We start from the raw sequence: 17,714 nt of genomic DNA on the forward strand, positions 1-17,714 counted from the left end.
ATTCAGGTATGGGCTAAATATGTAGTTCTCTAATGATTCGTGGCCAAGAGCTGATACCTTAGGGCAAGATGCTGGATCTGCTGCAAATCACTTCAGGACTGAAATTCTGGAACCCGGTCTCAGGATCACTTCATGAATACGGCAGTATCGACTCCCAACCCAACCTTACAAAATCCTGCTCCACCCGCTTGGTTTGTGACGCAGCGAGAGAATCAGGGAAAAGCGGCTCCCCCTTCAAAACCTGGACGGCCAGAAACTGCTCGTTCAGTTCAACCGGGGGTATCAATCTCGACGCCGCCTGTCTCCTCACGGTCTTCCCGAGAATTGACTTGGCTGGAAAAACTGAAGCTCTACGTACGAGGCCCCGAAGTAAAGGCGTATGGAATCTCTTTTCTTGCGCACGTTCTCATCTTATTCTGCCTTTCTCTGTTCGCAATCCACCACTATCAATCGCAACAGACCAATTCTCCGTTATTGGCGGGAGAATCAGAAGAACTCAGCTTCAATGAAGAAGTCATCGATACCCGGGCCGATTTTCTGAAGGGGGCAGAACAGGAACTCGACCTGATTCAGCCAGTGATGGAAACGGCAGAAGTTTCCGAAATCGTGTTGCCTGAACTACAAACCGACAGTTTCATTCAACCCGAAAGCAAAGGGGAGGGAGAGCAAATCTCACTTGAGGGTCTCCCCTTCAGTCAACCAATCGCCGGAAAGGTAATCACTAAAGGGAACTTTTCAGCTTGGACCGTTCCCGCTGATCCGGAACCTCTTCAAAGTTATCTGATTCTCATTCAGGTCAAACTTCCGAAATCATTGAAAAAATACGAACGGGGCGACCTGTCCGGGGAAGTGTTTGGCACCGATGGTTACTGGCAAAGTATTACGGTGATGAGCCCAAGAGAAGGTTCCGAGTTGCTTCCCCTTGAGAAAGGGATCGCCCAACTCATAGTCGCTGTTCCCGGGGCGGTGGAATTGGTGGAAGATCGGATTAATATCAAATCCAAACGCCTGAAAGAAAAACAGACTTTGAAAATCGAATTTTAAGCAGACTAGTTTAAGCAGACTAGAGAGGCGTCTGATAATTTATCTCGCTCAATGCCAATCACTCCGCCAGGCGCATTCGCATTCTCACATCCCGACTACTATTCTGGGGTTCCTGCTTTATTCCTGAAGTAAAATTGCGAATAATGCAGTAGATTTTGAGTTGACCGATTTTTCTTTCGAGTTCCACTCAACATTCCCTCTCCCAACCCATTAGAGTAGTCGGCATGCCTAACCTTTCTTCCGACAATTCAGATGACTCCCAGCACGGATTGATCCCTGTTGCTCAAGAGACTCCCTCGGCCCAGAATGGCGCTGCCACCGACGTCCCTTCCTCCGATACAGTTATTCAGGATGAACCCGCCCAGGATCGAGGTCGCCAGTTAAGCGTGCTTCAGCATCAAGTCCCGGCGGAGGTACCTGGCTATCAAATCATCCAATGTCTAGGAGAAGGCGCCTTTGGATCGGTCTGGCATGCGGTTGAACAGAATACGGGCAAACAAGTTGCAATCAAGTTTTACTCCCACAGGCGTTCGCTCGACTGGTCCCTGTTCAATCGAGAAGTTGAAAAGCTGGCGGCCCTGTATACATCACGGCGAATTGTTGGTTTGATTGGAGTTGGTTGGGATCATGACCCTCCTTACTACGTGATGGAGTATTTGAAAAACGGATCTCTAGCCGCTTTTCTGTCTGATGGCCCCCTTCCGGTTAACGAGTCAGTCCGCATCATCACGGCGGTCGTCCATGGTTTGCTCCATGCTCATGGTAGTGGAATTCTGCATTGCGATTTAAAACCAGCGAATATTTTGCTGGATACCGACGAAGAACCCCGGTTATGCGACTTCGGTCAATCGCGTCTGTCGGACGAACAGTTGCCAGCCTTGGGAACATTGTTTTATATGGCTCCTGAGCAGGCGGACCTGAAAGCGATTCCCGATGCACGTTGGGACGTTTACGCCATTGGAGCCTTACTGTATCACATGCTGTGCGGTTCACCTCCTTATCAATCTGCCGAGGCTTTCAAACAGATCAACATGGCGGAGAATCTGGAAGAACGCCTGATGCGTTACCGGGAACTTCTGCGTTCATCCCCTCCTCCGCTGGCTCATCGAAAGATCAAAGGAATTGATCGACCTCTGATCGAAATCCTCGACCGTTGTCTCGAACTCAACCCCAAACGCCGTTACGCCAATGTGCAATCGGTACTCGACGCATTGCAGAGCCGCGAGAAATGGCGCGCCCGAAAACCGTTCATTCTTATGGGGGTGATCGCTCCTCTCTTGTTTCTCGCCGCGATGTGGCCCATTGCCACCAATGCTGTTCGAGAAGCGGTCGATTCTGCGCAGAGCAATCTGATTGATCGAGCCGTTGAAAGTGATTTACTCACTGCCCGCGTGTTAGCGAACAGTCTTGCCGATGAACTTGAATTCCGAAAAAATGAATTTCAACGGATCTCCCGGGATCCCCAATTGCTGCAAGCTCTCGAAGAAGCTGCAGCAGAGAACTGGGAAGGCTTTGATGACCCTGATCCTGGCAAGCAGCCCAGGTTCACAAATATCCTCAATGAATTTAAGGAACTGAATGATCTTGAACGAACGCAACAGGGAGTAAAAAAAGATACATCCTGGTTCATCACTGACGTTCGCGGCAAGCAGGTTTGGCGAAGTCCAGACGGGAAGTACATTGGACGAAATTACGCGTGGCGAGATTATTTCCACGGGCTGGGTCGAGACTTTATAGAAAACTCAGACGAACATAATCCGGATAAGATTCAGCCGATCAGCGAACCTCACATTTCGATTCCTTTCAAGAGTACTGAAACTCAACGGTACATGCTGGCGATTACAGTCCCCGTAATTAATGCGGACAAAGAAACGATCGGCGTGCTTGCCAGAACAACTCAACTGGGCAATCTTCTGGAAAAATACGAAAAGCATCTGGATACACAACACGATCCTCAGTTGAATGTCGACCGCACAATCGCCTTGTATGAACGAACCAGCGGTGTTGTCCTGGACCATCCCGTATTGAGTTCACCGAACATACCGAAATCGCTGTTAGCGACAGAATTTATAGTCGCTCCCGATGTTCAGTCGAAGTTTCAAGAACTCGGCACCGATAGCGACCTGTCTCGTCGAGAAGCAGAACGTGAAATGCACTTCCGAGACCCGATGGCTCCCAGTAAACCAGAACAGTTTGAAGGGGAGTGGCTGGCTGCTTTTGCACTGGTTCCGAATGCCAACTGGGTTGCGGTCGTTCAGGAACAACGAGAGGCCGCACTAGAGCCCGTCGACGATATGCGAAATGGATTAGTCAAAAGGGGGACCATTGCTCTTTTGGTGGCCGCTTCGTTAATTGGCATGTTCTGGTATTTCCTGAGACGGATGGTTCGGGATCGCCGGGAATCCAAACGGCAAAGTCGCAAAGATGGCCCTCATCCAGGTTCGCTCTCTTCAACTGGAACGAGTTAACCCATTACCCAGTATTCTTGATTATGTTGACAGATTACTCTCCCCCATTGATTCACCCAGTGATTTTTTTGAACCGCTAAGGACTTCGTCTTGTTTGAACTGATTACGGAAAGCCTGGAACCACATCAGAAGGATCACTTCACATTGATTCCTGGTGAGAGCTACGTTATCGGCAGGGATATCGCGGCGGATATCGTGATTGACTGGGACCCGGCTATCTCGCGTCAGCACGTTTGCATTGATGTGTCAACCGATCATATTCAAATCGAGCGTCACACGTCGGCAACCAATCCGATTTATTATGAAGGTAGGGATACGGCTCATTGCCAATTAAGTTCGGGCGGCATTTTTGTGATCGGCTCAACCCGATTTTTGATTCTCCAGAAATCAGCAGAGACTGGTGAGACCGACGTCCCCCCCTTTCAGGAGATGGCATTCGATCAACAGGAATTGAAACAGATTCGCTTTCGAGATGCGGATAAACGACTCGAAGTCTTGGCTAATCTTTCCGAAGTCATTCGAGCAAGTCGCACTGAGACCGACCTGAACAGTCGACTCGTCAACCTGATACTCGCAGGCGTTCCCTATGCGGAAGCAGTCGCGATTGTCGAACTATCTCCGCAGGGTGAAGTCAAAATCAATCATTGGATTCGCCGTCATGAAACAGAAGGGAGTTTTCGCCCAAGTACTCGATTGATCATCGATGCCCTCTCTCAGAAAAAACGATCCATTCTACATATGTGGGAAAAAAGGGGGGAACCGGATATTGGGTACACCAATGTGGCCGAATTCGACTGGGCCTTCTGCACCCCCGTGGAATGGGAACAGGGACCGGTCTGGGGATTGTACCTGGCGGGTCAGAAAGAATATCAGCTTGCCACCGGATTGCCACAAGGCCAGTTATCAATTGATGCATCTCAATTGAAAGCCGATGTTAAGTTCGTCGAAATCGTTTCCCAGATTCTGAATTCCGTCCAACGAACAACCCGATTAGAACGCCAACAAGCTGGCTTCCGACAATTCTTCGCTCCGCCAATTCTGGCGGCCCTTGGGGATAACCCAAACACGGATCTGTTGGAACCGCGTGAATGTGATGTCACTGTTTTATTCTGCGACTTGCGAGGTTTCAGCCAACGTGCAGAAGAATCGTCTGGCGACTTAATCGGCCTACTCGACCGGGTCAGCAAAGCCCTGGGAGTCATGACTTACCAGATTCTTGAACATGGTGGGGTCACGGGAGATTTCCAGGGAGACGCCGCCCTCGGGTTCTGGGGTTGGCCTTTCGCCTCACCAACATCCGTCAAGCAGGCCTGTCTGGCAGCACTCGCCATTCGCAATGAGTTCGATCGCATCCAGTCTCATAAGGATCATCCTCTCGCCCAGTTCCAAATGGGAATCGGGATTGCCCACGGTCGAGCAGTGGCTGGAAAGATTGGAACGACAGAGCAGGTGAAGGTGACCGTCTTTGGCCCAGTCGTCAACTTGGCAAGCCGACTGGAAGGGATGACGAAAATCATGCGAGTTCCGATTCTCGTGGATGAGACGATTGCCCGATTAGTGCGACTTCAAGTTCCTGCAACTGAAGCCCGGGTTCGTAAACTGGGACGGGTTCTTCCCTACGGGTTCGAGAAACCGCTCGTTGTCAGTGAATTATTGCCCCCTACAACAGTCGAAGGAACATTGACTGACGAACAGCTCTCTGATTACGAAGCGGGTGTCGAAAAGTTCCAGGAAGGTGACTGGGAAACGGCCTATCAGCTTCTGCATGGTATGCCCGCGACCGACCGCGCTCAAGACTTTCTCAATCTGATCATTGCTCAAAACAATCGAACCGCACCAAACAACTGGGAAGGTTTCATTCCGATGGAGCGAAAGTAGACTCTGTTAAGACTTCGCCAGTGGTTCATTTCTCCCCTTCTCTGAATTCTTTCTTCCCCGTGTTGCCTCTCCTCGACACTGCATCCTGATCACCTGGTAAAACTGTCTGTTTTATTTCGTGACAGTTATTCCGCTAATGCATGAAATAAGGCCGCCGGCATGCTATCCGCAGGCCACAGGGGATGCCGAAATGCTTCGAATGCCATATTCGTGTTGCCGCTTCTCCCCACATTAGAGATCAATCTCTGTAGTGTGGCGACACCCAATCGTTGTAATCGTTAAAACCCGCGTGTGGTTTTTCGTAAGCACCAAGGCAACGACTGCATTTTGATCAAGTGGGCGAAAAGTGTCCTACATTTAGGATGGACAAGGCAGGCAAGTTAATGTCTGCATTTCCGTTTGTAACGATTCCCATTGAAGCTGAGAAGATCTCTGTATCCGTTAGACGTGTGATTGCATTTCACAACTGAAGGATCGAAATCAGCCATTCCAGACCTCAACTGGTAGTCGCTACACGACTCAAAACATTCGCTACCCATCGTTGATGCCGATCTTGAAAGTTGTTCCAAAATGGAAAACCAGGCAATGAACACAGAAGTAACTCAATCCGAATCTCTGCCCATTCTGCAGTATCTGCTGATCGGTGGAAAAGCAGTTGTTTCTCATTGGCGAACCGTTCTAGTTGTCTTTATAGCAACCTTCGTTCTAGCCCAGGCGATCGCGATGACGTTGCCGCGTAAATATGCGTCAGACGCCAAGTTATTCGTCAAAGTCGGTAAAGAGAGTATTGGTCTCGATCCAACCGCCACGACTGGTTCGACGATTTCCATGTATGAATCTCGCGAAGCCGAGATCCGTTCATTAATGGAAATCATTACCAGCCGCGCTGTTCTGGAGCGAGTGGTCGACAAGATCGGACCAGAAGCGGTACTGGGTTCGCTGCCTTCACAGAATGCTCACGAAAAAGCCATCACCCATCTCTCCGAAGCGATCTCCGTAGAACGCGGAACCAAATCGAGCGTGATCTCGATGCACATCAAAGAGTCCTCTCCTGAGCAGGCTCAGAAACTCCTCACCGTCTTTCTGGAACAGTTCCGTGAACTCCATATTCAAGCGAACAGCACAGAAGGGTCGTACGACTTTTTCGTCAAACAAAGTCAGTTGATCCAGGAGAAGTACGACGTTGCCAATAAAACACTGCAGAACGCCAAGAACTCATTAGGGATTACCTCTTTGCTCGAAAAAGGCAAGGTGCTGGAAGCTCAGGAAACAGAACTGCAAAAAGACCGCCAAGTCACTGAAGCGACGCTCGCTACAGCAGAAGCCGAGATTCGTGGATACAAGCAGGCGTTAACCGAAGTCCCCGAACGAATGAAAACTCTCCAGCGTGATCATCCAAATATCTCTATGGACCCTACGATCAAGTTGCGAGATGAATTACTGATTCAACGTCAGGAACTTCTGAATAAGTTCACGGAGAATCATCCTCGAATAAAGTCTCTGGATGACAAGATCGTCGAAGCGGACAAAGTTCTCAATGAATCGCAGGCTCAACGGCCGGAACTGAACGAAGACAATAACCCGACCTACTTGCGACTTATGGAAAAATTAAAAACTAGTGAAGCCACCGCAATCGGACTACGAGCGCGACAGGCCCGTCTGGAGACACAGTTTGAAGAATTGGACGCCGAACAGAAAAAACTGAACGCCCACGAAGGTGAAATTGCGAGCCTCACGAAATACACCGATGTCCTGTTGGAAAAATTGTATTCGTACAACAGCAAAAAAGAAGAAGCTCGAATTAATCAGGAATTGGGCAACCAGGATATTTCCAACGTGAATGTTTTTCAGGCACCAACTTATGTCACTAAGCCTGTGAGTCCTCGGAAATCCTTAATACTGATCCTGAGCTTTCTACTCTCCCTGTTGAACGCCCTGATGATTCCATTGCTAATGGAATACACACAGTTCACAGGCTTTTTGCCAGAGATTTCTCTGAAAGACTACAGCAGTAGACTTGCTAAAACGACCTGAACCGACATTGAGATGACCTGAATCCATCATGGAAGGTCACATACCGTAACAGCAAACGTCATATCTGTTCCTGATAGAGCCTCGAATCATGATACTCGGAAAAATAACTAACTGGTTATCGTCCTATCTCGCATCTAATTGCGACTTTTACCGGTACATCCAGCCTGCGGACCGTTTTCACGAAATCGTTGACCGGGAACGAAAACGAGCCGATCGGGGAAAATACAGCTTCGCATTGATCGTCTTCTGGGTCAAAGAACCTGAGAATCGTCAGACCATCTTTCATCGACTCAATTTCGTTCTGGAAAAACGACTTCGCGCCACCGACGTCGCCGGTTTCGTAGGACGTAACCGGGTTGGCCTGTTACTGAGCGACGCCTCCCTAAAAGTGGGACAACAAGTCGCAGAGCAGATCTTCGAGATGTGCGGTCAGGATGCCCCCAGTTGTTTCGACATTTACGAATACCCGATGAATTATCATGACCAGGTTTTCTCAGACAGAGATACTCCTGAAGACTCCCGTCCTGATCTTCTTGAGGATGAATCTGATCTGGAATATCCGGTAAACGATCTTTACCAGCCCGACAAAGAAAAGGCAGATCGTCCCGAAAAAGAAAAGGCGCTCAGTGATAGCACCCAGTTTTATAAACAGGTTAATTTCGAAACAACGCCTGCCATCGCCGAAAATCATAATCACGAATGCGACACTCAGAAACCCGAGTTAAAGAACCTGATGTTCCAGCGGGTGATGCCGCTTTGGAAACGAGCAATTGATGTCGTGGGTTCAGGATTGGGATTACTGCTTGTTTCTCCAATTCTGGTTGCGACCGCAATCGCGATGAAAGCAACTTCCAAAGGTCCTATCTTCTTCACGCAGATGCGGGCTGGTATCGCTGGTCGCCCTTTTAAGATGTACAAGTTTCGAACGATGGTCATCGACGCCGAAGAGCAAAAGGCAAAACTACGACATCTTTCAGAACAAGATGGTCCTGCATTCAAACTGAAACATGATCCCCGCATCATCCCCATTGGACGATTCTTAAGAAAATCATGTATTGATGAACTTCCGCAGCTCTGGAACGTATTCAAAGGGGATATGTCCCTGGTCGGCCCTCGCCCGTTGCCCATCGAAGAAGCAGCTCAGATTGAAGGCTGGCAGAATCGACGACTCGATGTCACCCCCGGCCTGACCTGCATCTGGCAAGTGGAAGGTAAGTCAGCCGTGACCTTTACTGAGTGGATGCGAATGGACATTCGATACATCCGTGCCCGCAACTTCGCACAGGATATTACTCTCGTTTTCAAAACAATTATTGCCGTCGTCCTGCACCGGGCGTCGCACTAAACAGGGACTCTATTTCCATCCGGAATTCGAAGGACCAGTCAGAATCAATTCTGACATCACACTTATGTTTTCAGCAATACATTTCAGAAGTTCATTTCAGAAGTTCATTTCAGCAATGATCGGAACCCCACATGAGCTGGGCACCTACGAACCACCGCCAAAAAATACTCCCTGATTTAAATGCATCGAAGCTTGGGCTCGAATGTCTCGCATTCTCTGGATACGAAGACATCTGTGACCGGATCCATGATTACGTTGAGAACCATAACAATACCGGTTGGAAGCAACGCGTTAAGAAGGGACTCGATGAGTTCATTCTTCGTGGCTGCAAGCCGATCTCTCGATATTATAACTCTAATGATCCGGGCGCCTTTGGCATCCTAATGTACCATCGCGTCTCACCGAAGATAGCAGGGATTGAGGAACCGACTTGGAACGTGACTCCGGACCAAATGGAAAAGCAGTTGAAAGGATTAATACAACTCGGTTTTACTCCGGTCCCTCTTTCAGAAGCGGTTCAGCATCATCAACTCGGCCTGGATTTGCCACACAACGCTTTCGTCGTTACGTTCGATGATGGTTACGCGAATAATTTCACCCAGGCCTTCCCTGTCCTGGAAAGACTGGGGGTTCCCGCCACCATTTTTCTGGCTACCGCTTATCTCGGGGAAGACGTCCCTTTCCCAAGCGACGATTGGTCACAAACAGGAAAAGCCGATCCGGATACATGGCGTCCTCTCACTTTGGAAGAAGCTCATCAGCTGAACTCAAGTGACCTTATTGAACTGGGAAGCCATACCCATACCCACGACGACTTTCGGGGGCGTCCCCGGGAACTGCAACAGGACGTCGAACTTTCCCTCAGTTTTATGAAACGGGAATTCGACATCCTCCATCCTACATTTGCATTTCCATTCGGTGTTCGCCGATTCGGATTCTCCAGTGATGACTTGATTAAGGCCGTAAAACAAACGCGTGTTCGTTGCAGCCTGTCCACAGAAAGCCAATTGGCCCATCTGCATCAATCCCCCTACTACTGGGGAAGGTTCACTGCCACGCAAGCTGACGATGCTGAGCGACTCGCTGTGAAATTGAGTGGCTGGTATTCACGAGTCAAAAACGGGATGCGCAGACTTGCTCGTCGCTAGAGGAATCGATCTAGACCCACTCACCGCATAGACACACTTGCCCTAACCAACTCTGAATGATCGACTTACTAGAAAAGTAACCTGGCAGAATGGAACCTGTTAATACAACTGATCCTGTATTGGTTAGTCCCGCCCCGGACCGATCGTGGAGACGATACGCCCCTACGCAACTGCGGCAAATGGTGGCGAACCAAGACACTCTCAAAAGCCTGATGAGTCTGTTTGATCAGGGATTAGTCAGCGGAACCAATTTCCTGACCATGGTAATTATTGGTCGTAGTTGTCTCGCCGAAGAACTAGGTGTATTCCATCTGTTAATGACCGTCATTCTGATGTCATTCTTATTTCAGGATGCACTCACTTCGGCTCCTTACCGAATTTACCTGCGTAAGAAGACACAACCTGAACAGGAAACCTATTCCGGTTCTCTCTTTGTACATCAACTGTTCGTCTGCGGAATCGTCATGGCGGTTCTGGTGGGTATCTACTTCGCCAGTCTTTCTGGAATACTTCTGCCAAGTATTCAGTCGCCTCTTCTGCCGCTGTTTCTGCTGGCTCCATTCATACTTGCACGGGAGTTTCTCCGTCGAGTTTCATTCGCTCATTTACAGTTCGAGATCGCGATATTGATCGACGTCCTGGTCACTGGCTTTCAGCTGGTCGCACTGGGAACACTCGCGTATCTGGATCTCTTAACGATTCCTCTCGCCTATACCGTCATCGGTTGTGCCTGTCTGGTTTCGGTGATCGTCTGGTTTGTGATGAATCCCGTGAAACGAACCTACAAGCGGGAACGATTTTTGAAAGACTGGCAGGAAAACTGGAGTTTCGCCCGCTGGAGTGTTGGCAGCCTGATGGTGGCGAACATGCCTGGCGTGTTACTCCTCCCTTGGATGCTGGCACTCAAAGAAGGCGAACAATCCATTGGTATTCTGGCTGCCTGCTTCACGATTATTGGTGTCGCGAACGTCTTCCTGAATGGCGTCGAAAATTTACTCGGACCACGAAGTGCCCACGCATTGCACGAAGGTGGAAAAACCGAGCTAAGAAATGTGATTTATCGAGCCACAGTCTTGATGGGTGTCAGTATGTCGATTTTCACGCTGGCCCTCATGTTTGGTGGACAATGGATTGCATTGACCCTCTATGGTCGTGATTACGCCGAATTCGGTGATCTGATGGGATGGATTATCTTTGCCCTCAGCCTGCATGTCCTCGCGGGAGCGATCGGAATGTCACCCGGAAATGGGTTATGGGCATTGGAGCGACCGAACGAAAACTTCTTTGCCTCATTTATGGTGATGGTAGTTACCTTCGCCGTTTCTATATTTCTTGTTTACATCGTCGAACTTGGCCCACTCGGGATCGCCATCGGAACGGCTTGTGGCACTACTTCAGGGACAATCATGCGTTGGGTTTACTTTGTTCGTGCCTACGCAGAAGCCCCCTCCTCTATTGAATCGCCAGTACTGGCTACATAAAGGAGGCCTCACATGAACACAGCACAAAATACATTTATCCCGAATCCCAGCGAATCCACAAACCGCAATCGAGGCTTGGTGGTGTTTCTTACATTCCTACTGGGAATCATCTTTTTCTACAAAGACCACAACCTGTTTCTCTCATTGAACGAGTTCTGGACAGGGTGGGAAGAGGGAGAGAACCTCGCTTCCGGTGGAAACATGCTGAAAGGCCTGGCCCTCAGCAGTTTCTGGTTCATCGGAATGTATCTCCTATTTCTACGACCAGGTGGCGCACGATTCCGATTTGACAAGTCGCTCGCGTTCCTGATGGTATTTTATGTCGGTTGGTGTTCACTCACCGTCCTCTGGTCAGAAGCACGCGGAATGACCATACGGCAATTGGCCGTGCTGTATTTTCTCGTAACCTTCGGTGTCGGCATGGCTCGACATTTAAGAATCCGAGATATCGCCCTCATCGCTTTCTGTATCTTTGGCAGCTATGCCCTGATTGGCCTGCTGGTAGAGCTTGGCCTTGGTACGTTTCGCCCCTGGCGAGATGGATACCGGTTCGCCGGAACAGCCCACCCTAACGCTCAAGGAGCCTGTCTCTGTGTGTTTGGACTGGCTGGAATCTGCTTACTAAAGAGTGGTATCCGACGCCGCAAACTCGTTTTGTTCTCCTTGATTTTTGGAATCGGATTATTGATCCTCACCAAGTCCCGTACCTCCACCGGTGGGTTTCTCTTTGGTGTCTCGGCGCTATGGTTTGTCCAATCAAGCCGCAAGTTCAAACTCTGTTCTTTTCTAGGAATCAGTTGGCTTCTTCTAGTTGGAATGTTGGGCCTATTGTTCGTTGATATTAATCCTGTGCAAGACCTCGAAGAAGTCGTGCTGATGGGACGAGGTGAAGAATCCGAAGCTCTCACCGGTCGACTTCCGATCTGGATCGAGATGACGAACTACATTAACCAACGGTTCTGGACCGGTTATGGCTATCAGTCCTTCTGGCACCCGGACAAGATTGAAGTTCTCTCAGACGAACTTAACTGGACATTTCGTGAATCGCACTCTTCTTTCGTCGATGGCATGTTGACGATTGGATTTATTGGAACGGTCACTCTGTTTCTCATTGCGTTCAAAGGATTTCTGGATTCCCGACGACTCTACTCTGCGACACAGGATCCAGGGTATGCGTTTGTCATTTCACTTCTCGCTTTCGGCCTGATCAACGCGTTTATGGAATCCGGCATGATAGCCTCCTCACTTGACACACTTTTGCTGGGCAGCTGCCTGGCACGAATTGCGTTCTGGGAACGATCGGCCCCGGCAGCCCGATCACTGTTTTCAAACATGAATGTAAATACCATGCTCGACAACCTGATCCCTCCGGCAGAGCCTGAATTGGCTCAGAAAGGAGGACACTCATGATCCGTACACCCGATACGCCTAATTCTGAAGTTTCCATCGGCGGACAAGATCTCAGAGAACTCGCCACGTTGCAGCACTACGCAGGCCGCGAAGAGTTATATCTGTATGACGATGAAATTGAATATCGCATTTGCGGCCCGGATGAACTGACGCCCACGGAAATGAAACGCTGGGGCGAAATCCAGGAACAGAACCCGGACCTCGACAGCCCATTCTTCCGGCCCGAATACACCAAACTCGTCTCTGCTGTTCGCAAAGACATGGATGTCGTCATCATCATAGTTCGAGGTAAATCCGTCGGTTTCTTCCCGTTCCATCGCGATCCTTACAACATCGGACGTCCCGTCGGATATCCACTCAATGACTTTCAGGGACTCGTGATCGAAAAAGGGGTTGAAATCAACGAGATGGAACTGCTCGAAGCGGCATCCCTGAAAACATGGAAATTCGATCACGGACTCGCCGTTCAGCAAGAACTACTTCGAAACAGCTATAGTCAATGCGGTTCAGCTTTCCTCGATCTCTCTGGAGGGTTTGAAGCTTATAAAGAGGAACGCAAAAAGAATGGTTCGTCGTTAATCAAGCAAGTCTCGCGGAAAGGAAGAAATCTGGCACGTGACTTTGGACCGCTCCGATTCGTTCCTCACACCGACGATCCAAACGTATTTAATACCTTGATCGAATGGAAACAGGAACAATACCTGCGAACGAATAAAACAAACACGTTCAAGTTTAACTGGCCGAAGCAACTACTCGAACTCATTCTGCACCAGCAACAAGAGACATTCCGTGGCCGGTTATCGGCTCTCTACGCCGGTGATGAACTGGTCGCGATTGATCTTGGCGTGCAGTCGTTCGGCGTTCTGAATTCCTGGTTCCCTGCTTACGATCGCAAATTCAATTCTTATTCCCCCGGTCATGTACTACTACTTGAAATGGCCATGTCTTGTGAGGAACTCGGTATTACCCGGATCGATCTCGGTAAGGGAGATGAAGCTTACAAATCCCGGTACGCTTCTGGCATGGTTCGATTGACGGAAGGAAGTTTTGAAACCAACCTCCTTTCGAGAGAATGGCAAAAACAATGGTATCGCACGCGTGATTGGGCCCGGACCTCCGCATTTGGCGACCTGGTCCGATACCCAGTCCGATTTTTGAAACCAATACGAGAACGGCTTCATTACGGACAGCAGGAGTAACAACCTCGATTTGAGTAGATCAGGCTCTTCTTTTCGTTCTGACTTATAAAACTCACTTTAATCTTTAAGATTCACTTTGCCTCTAAGGCTAACCAACATGCAATTCCAACTTGTGTCGATCGAAGAATTGACAGACTCACTGCGTCAGACCTGGCTCGAATGGGTCCGATCTGATCTTCAATATATGAGTCCGTACTTTCATCCCGACTTTGCATTCAATATGGCACAGGTCCGAGACGACGTTCGTTTGATTCTGTTTTGCGAAGAGGACGAAGTCGTCGGTATCCTGCCAATTCATCTCAAAGAAGGAAACAGTGCAGCCCCCATCGGCGATACGATGTCGGATTATCACGGAGTCATCTCAGGGAAGCCATTGAAGTTTGATCTGCGACAGTTGTTAAGAGAGACCTCAATCAACTCATTCTACTTCGATCACTTGCTCGCCGCTCAGACTTCGTTCGAACCCTACAGTTGGGAGCAGTCTACTTCTCCTTACATGGATCTTTCCAACGGCTTTGAGGCGTATGAAAAGCAATGTAAACAGGGGGGAACCTCTTTCTACAAGAACCTGCTCCGCAACGAACGAAAAATGCTCCGAGAAGTAGGCGAACCACGCATCGTAGAATTCAGCGATGACGAAACGGTGATGGATCGTTTGCTGGAATTAAAGTCACAGCAGTATGAGCGAACACGGCAACTCGATCTGACTCAGATTAAGTGGATGACTGACTCAATACGGCAGATTTGGAAATTTCGTAGCGACGACTTTTCCGGAATCCTTTCCGTCCTTTATGTCGATGACAAGCTACTCGCAATGCATTTTGGGATAAAGACTCGCGATGCACTCCACTGGTGGTTTCCCACCTATGAGCCAGAATATCGTCGATATTCTCCTGGCCTTTTACTGCTCTTGCATCTAGCACGTTCGCAGGATCTGGGACTCAAGTACATCGATCTTGGTAAAGGACCGGAGGAGTACAAAACGAAGATGAACACCGGGGAAACCAAACTGTTCGAAGGTGGCATTGATCAACGGACGATTCGGCGCTGGCTTTATCAGAACATTCATCATACTCGGAAATGGGTGCATAATACGCCTGCCGCCCAAAGCCCATTAAAGGTCTACAAAGAAGTTCGGTCCGCTTTCCGTAAAATTAAAACGTGTTAATCCCAAAGCATCACTGAACTTTTCAACCTATATTTTAATAGCGAACAATTCTCCCTGCACTTAGGCCAATCCATGTACGAACCCAATCATCCCGTCATTCAAGGGCACAGCATTCTCGCCGATGCCGGTTGGCGCGAATTCAACGAGCGGTTATGGAACATTACTTCCGAGGAGTTGACCTACACCCCACGTGGAGAAAATGGCCCCTCTCTTGAAGTCATTGCTTATAAAGACAAGTCGGGGCGTTTTGTCCTCCCTTCGATGCATCCGAATTGGCATATGCAGTTTCAGCATACCAACACGACCTCTTCAGCTCGAATTTATCGTCAGTGGGACGAACTCTCCAAACTGATGGTCGACGACATGGTAGCTACTGGCACTCATGGGCGAATCGCTTTTCCGGCGGAGATCACCGACGTCCGCAATTGGCTATGGACGGGCTTCCGGTCTCACCCACTTTACACCATCATGATCACTTTTCCTTATAGCGTTGAAGATGCCGAATCGACGACTCGCCGTCGCTATAAGAAATCAGTCAACGCGGGATTCCAGGTTCAACCGGCAAAAGATACAGCGGACGTCATTCCCTGCTTGATGGGCACTGAAAAGCGTAAGAAGTTCGATCACTGTCTTACTGCTGAATCACTTCAGATGGGACTCGATCTGATGGGACCGGATAAGTTCCGACTGTATGTTGCCTACGCACCCGATGGTGAACCCGCCTCCGCCCGTCTTGTAATTATGGAAGAGGGTGGGATCTGTTACGACATCGCGGCAGGCACTCAGGAGAAATACCTGACTGTGGGTGCGACGCAGCATACGATCGGCCATGTCCTGATGGACGTCCAACAGGCAGGTGCTACTGCATTCAACTTCAGCTGTGCCAACATTGAGTCCGTCAGTCCGGCTAAACTCTGCTGGGGAGGTCAACTCGTACCGCTCCACGGTATCGAAGGGTTCGATTATCTCCCAGTTCGCCGCACAGTCGGTTCCTTCGTCCGCCTCATGCGGAATCGCTCTCGCAATAAACATAACTCTCCGGAATCTCATCAACCCGAAACAGTGACCAACTCCTGATTCTCGACTCAGATATTTCCACGCCCTGTTTTCTTACTTTTAAGTTCAACCAGGTAAAGTCTCCGTGATCATCAACCCGGACAATCCCAATTACAACAGGCAGCTTTTGTCAGGTTCGTCGATGCAAGTCGAACTGCTGGCGGCGAGTTTGTTGTCAGCTGCTCATCTGCGTGTCTGGGCTAATATTGTCGAACAGAATCCGGAGTTGCACAATCCATTCTTTCGTCCCGAATTTACACAGTTCATAGCTGAACTTCGAAGTCGAATTGAAGTCGCAATCATTCGTGACGGACACCAGATCGTCGGTTTTTTCCCATTCCGTCGTGTCTCTCCACTGGTGGGCCAACCGGTAGGAGGACGGCTTTCGGGCGCGGAGGGATTGATCTGTCGACAGAACGTCGACGTCTCTCTGGAAGAATTACTTGAACGCGTTCATTTGACATCATGGGATTTCGATCAAGTTCCAGAAGAACAAACCGACTTCGCTCCCCATACATTCTCTACGACCGAAGCGCATTACATCGACCTCACTGAGGGATACGACGCGTACTGCCAACTAAAAAAAGAGTCTGGTTCAAAACGGATTTGCAAGCTGAATTCGACCGGTCGAAAACTGGAACGCGAGCATGGAGAAGTTGAATTTCGTCTTCATGATAATCGCCCCGAACTACTCGAAAAATTAATTGACTTCAAATCAAAACAATTTCAAGAGACTCATTACACGAACGTCTTCAACTTTGACTGGACTCAACAGCTTCTAAGAGAACTTTGTGAAACGGATCACCTGACCTTGCGAGGTCGACTTTCTTCCTTGTCTGTTGCTGGCAAACCGATTGCCATTTCCTATGCATTACAGTCGAACAAAGTCTTACATGGCTGGTTTACGACATTCGATCCCGAGTTCAGCAAATACTCACCGGGTAGTCTGTTGATTCTGAGAATTGCTGAAGCGGCCGCAAAGTCCGGCATCACCTGTTTTGACCTTGGTCCCGGCGAACAGATTTTCAAACAAACTTTGAAATCGGGTTCCAAACTCGTCTGTTCAGGAACTCTCAGTAACGATCCGATGCGCCGCTGGCTCAAACGAGGTATTCGCGAAACCAAGGAATGGATCTCCCATTCACCCGCTCGTTTCACGTTAGATGTCTTACGCCCTCTCAAGGGCTGGTTTGACATGAAGTAGGCCAGAATCCGCCCAGGGTCCTTTTCTTCAAGTGTTACTTGTCGAACCTCTCCAACTTCCGAGTGATTTACCGCATGCTCCGTCTCGCAGTTCAGGTCGGGTCTATCTGATTATACGGACTGAAACGGGCACCTTTTCTCTCCCTCCCCCTCATTTAACAGCTTTTACAAGCAGGGGTTAGCCCTACGACCTACATTTTCACAGCGGGTCCCCCATGCCGGAGGTCCCTTTTCGACAAACTGCAAACAGGCACAAATCATCGATATTTCTGCCACAGGA

The 17,714-nt window shown here is 49.2% G+C and carries 12 protein-coding genes; all 12 read left to right on the top strand.

What is annotated here, in order from left to right; all coding sequences use genetic code 11:
• Nucleotides 1-132 precede the first annotated feature (132 nt).
• The 12 genes from Pla110_RS14700 (at nt 133) to Pla110_RS14755 (ending at nt 17,435) form a co-directional block, all read left to right on the top strand.
• On the top strand, nt 133-1,044 hold the full coding sequence (locus Pla110_RS14700) for a hypothetical protein (RefSeq protein WP_144996536.1): 912 nt from the start codon (nt 133-135) through the stop codon (nt 1,042-1,044).
• A 224-nt stretch (nt 1,045-1,268) separates the two neighbouring features.
• Nucleotides 1,269-3,512: a protein kinase domain-containing protein gene (locus tag Pla110_RS14705; protein WP_144996538.1), complete on the top strand. Its 2,244-nt coding sequence runs from the start codon at nt 1,269-1,271 to the stop codon at nt 3,510-3,512.
• 90 nt (nt 3,513-3,602) lie between these two features.
• On the top strand, nt 3,603-5,390 hold the full coding sequence (locus tag Pla110_RS14710; RefSeq protein WP_231742470.1) for an adenylate/guanylate cyclase domain-containing protein: 1,788 nt from the start codon (nt 3,603-3,605) through the stop codon (nt 5,388-5,390).
• A 585-nt stretch (nt 5,391-5,975) separates the two neighbouring features.
• On the top strand, nt 5,976-7,424 hold the full coding sequence (locus tag Pla110_RS14715; protein WP_197440219.1) for a GumC family protein: 1,449 nt from the start codon (nt 5,976-5,978) through the stop codon (nt 7,422-7,424).
• An 88-nt stretch (nt 7,425-7,512) separates the two neighbouring features.
• Entirely contained in the window at nt 7,513-8,769 is a 1,257-nt protein-coding gene (locus Pla110_RS22680) for a sugar transferase (protein ID WP_197440220.1), read from the top strand.
• A gap of 131 nt (nt 8,770-8,900) precedes the next feature.
• Complete coding sequence (locus Pla110_RS14725) at nt 8,901-9,917, top strand: polysaccharide deacetylase family protein (RefSeq protein WP_144996542.1); 1,017 nt, start codon at nt 8,901-8,903, stop codon at nt 9,915-9,917.
• Nucleotides 9,918-10,006: 89 nt separating this feature from the next.
• Nucleotides 10,007-11,398, top strand: coding sequence for a lipopolysaccharide biosynthesis protein (locus Pla110_RS14730; protein ID WP_144996544.1), 1,392 nt, complete (start codon nt 10,007-10,009; stop codon nt 11,396-11,398).
• 12 nt (nt 11,399-11,410) lie between these two features.
• Complete coding sequence (locus Pla110_RS14735) at nt 11,411-12,808, top strand: O-antigen ligase family protein (RefSeq protein WP_144996546.1); 1,398 nt, start codon at nt 11,411-11,413, stop codon at nt 12,806-12,808.
• On the top strand, nt 12,805-14,007 hold the full coding sequence (locus Pla110_RS14740) for a GNAT family N-acetyltransferase (protein ID WP_144996548.1): 1,203 nt from the start codon (nt 12,805-12,807) through the stop codon (nt 14,005-14,007). The genes Pla110_RS14735 and Pla110_RS14740 overlap by 4 nt, the downstream gene beginning before the upstream one ends.
• A gap of 97 nt (nt 14,008-14,104) precedes the next feature.
• On the top strand, nt 14,105-15,175 hold the full coding sequence (locus Pla110_RS14745; RefSeq protein ID WP_144996550.1) for a GNAT family N-acetyltransferase: 1,071 nt from the start codon (nt 14,105-14,107) through the stop codon (nt 15,173-15,175).
• A gap of 72 nt (nt 15,176-15,247) precedes the next feature.
• Entirely contained in the window at nt 15,248-16,252 is a 1,005-nt protein-coding gene (locus Pla110_RS14750; RefSeq protein ID WP_144996552.1) for a hypothetical protein, read from the top strand.
• A 121-nt stretch (nt 16,253-16,373) separates the two neighbouring features.
• On the top strand, nt 16,374-17,435 hold the full coding sequence (locus tag Pla110_RS14755; RefSeq protein ID WP_144996554.1) for a GNAT family N-acetyltransferase: 1,062 nt from the start codon (nt 16,374-16,376) through the stop codon (nt 17,433-17,435).
• The last annotated feature ends 279 nt before the right edge of the window (nt 17,436-17,714 follow it).

The sequence above is a fragment of the Polystyrenella longa genome (assembly GCF_007750395.1).
GTDB classification, from domain to species: domain Bacteria; phylum Planctomycetota; class Planctomycetia; order Planctomycetales; family Planctomycetaceae; genus Polystyrenella; species Polystyrenella longa.

Excerpts from the sequence above, each read along its gene's own strand:
- Pla110_RS14700 (WP_144996536.1), top strand. The coding sequence starts at position 133 with ATGAATACGGCAGTATCGACTCCCAACCCAACCTTACAAAATCCTGCT.
- Pla110_RS14705 (WP_144996538.1), top strand. The coding sequence starts at position 1,269 with ATGCCTAACCTTTCTTCCGACAATTCAGATGACTCCCAGCACGGATTG.
- Pla110_RS14715 (WP_197440219.1), top strand. The coding sequence starts at position 5,976 with ATGAACACAGAAGTAACTCAATCCGAATCTCTGCCCATTCTGCAGTAT.
- Pla110_RS22680 (WP_197440220.1), top strand. The coding sequence starts at position 7,513 with ATGATACTCGGAAAAATAACTAACTGGTTATCGTCCTATCTCGCATCT.
- Pla110_RS14725 (WP_144996542.1), top strand. The coding sequence starts at position 8,901 with ATGAGCTGGGCACCTACGAACCACCGCCAAAAAATACTCCCTGATTTA.
- Pla110_RS14730 (WP_144996544.1), top strand. The coding sequence starts at position 10,007 with ATGGAACCTGTTAATACAACTGATCCTGTATTGGTTAGTCCCGCCCCG.
- Pla110_RS14735 (WP_144996546.1), top strand. The coding sequence starts at position 11,411 with ATGAACACAGCACAAAATACATTTATCCCGAATCCCAGCGAATCCACA.
- Pla110_RS14740 (WP_144996548.1), top strand. The coding sequence starts at position 12,805 with ATGATCCGTACACCCGATACGCCTAATTCTGAAGTTTCCATCGGCGGA.
- Pla110_RS14745 (WP_144996550.1), top strand. The coding sequence starts at position 14,105 with ATGCAATTCCAACTTGTGTCGATCGAAGAATTGACAGACTCACTGCGT.
- Pla110_RS14750 (WP_144996552.1), top strand. The coding sequence starts at position 15,248 with ATGTACGAACCCAATCATCCCGTCATTCAAGGGCACAGCATTCTCGCC.
- Pla110_RS14755 (WP_144996554.1), top strand. The coding sequence starts at position 16,374 with ATGCAAGTCGAACTGCTGGCGGCGAGTTTGTTGTCAGCTGCTCATCTG.